This window comes from Nonomuraea sp. NPDC049607, assembly GCF_040675375.1.
Lineage (GTDB): Bacteria > Actinomycetota > Actinomycetes > Streptosporangiales > Streptosporangiaceae > Nonomuraea.
The window spans coordinates 1-1,007 of sequence record NZ_JBFAOV010000112.1 but is presented as its reverse complement, the minus strand read 5'-3'; the positions used below and the strand labels follow the sequence as shown (position 1 = coordinate 1,007).

The 1,007-nt window shown below is 66.9% G+C and carries 1 protein-coding gene; it reads left to right on the top strand.

Going from position 1 to position 1,007, the window contains the following annotated elements; translation table 11 throughout:
• Nucleotides 1-61 precede the first annotated feature (61 nt).
• Nucleotides 62-976, top strand: a complete 915-nt coding sequence (locus AB0J97_RS51640; RefSeq protein ID WP_364104833.1) for an IS982 family transposase — start codon at nt 62-64, stop codon at nt 974-976.
• Nucleotides 977-1,007: the final 31 nt, after the last annotated feature.

Below are 1,007 nucleotides of genomic sequence, written 5' to 3'. Positions count from 1 at the left end.
CTAGATGAATGAGTCCAAGGCGTAGCTGCGGAGATAGGGCGAGGATGTCCATTCTCGGGTTGTGACGACCGAACTGGACACCCTCGCAACCGCACTCTATGCGAGGGTCGACGACCTGCTGAAGAGCGCGCCGGAACTGGCCCCATGGAGGCCGCGGGTAGGGTTCGCCCCTGCGTTGAGTGATGCCGAGTTGGTGACGCTCGCGGTGCTGTCGGGGCTACTGGGCTACCACTGCGAGCGTCGATGGCTGCGGTACGCGCACGCCGAACTGCGCGGCATGTTCCCCTGCCTGCCTCAGCAGTCGGGCTACGGCAAGCGGCTGCGCAAGTCGATCGCCCTGGTGGCTGCGGTGATCCGGGTTCTGGCCTGTGACACCTCGCTGTGGTGGGATGAGGTGTGGGTGGCTGACTCCACACCAGTGGAGTGCGGCCGTTCGATGGAGACCGCGCGGCGCAGCGCGCTGGCCGGGTGGGCCGAATACGGCTACTGCGCCTCCCACTCCCGCTACTTCTGGGGGCTGCGCCTGCATCTGGTGTGCACCCTGGGCGGGCTGCCGGTGCTGTTCGCGCTGAGCGGGGCCAAGGCCGATGAGCGCGAGGTCCTGCTGGGCATGCTGGCCACCGCTCCCCGGGTACTGGCCGACCATCCGCATCCGACGTTGATCGCCGACCGGCAGTTCTACGGCCGTGCCTTCGAACGCGAGCTGGCCGCGGGCGGGGTGCGGCTGCTACGCCCGGCCCGGGCCGGTGAGGCCGAACGACCCGGCGCCTCGGTGTTCAAGCCATTACGCCAGACCATCGAGTCGATCAACCAGACCTTCAAAGCACAGCTCGACCTGGAACGACACGGCGGACGCACGCCGGCCGGAGTCATCGTCCGCATCTTCGTCAAGGTCTTGGCCCTGACCGCGGCTATCTGGCACAACGATCACACCGGCCAGCCGGTCAAGAGGTCACTCACTCGCTACGACCACTGATCACCCGGACCCCTTGGACTCAACCATCTAG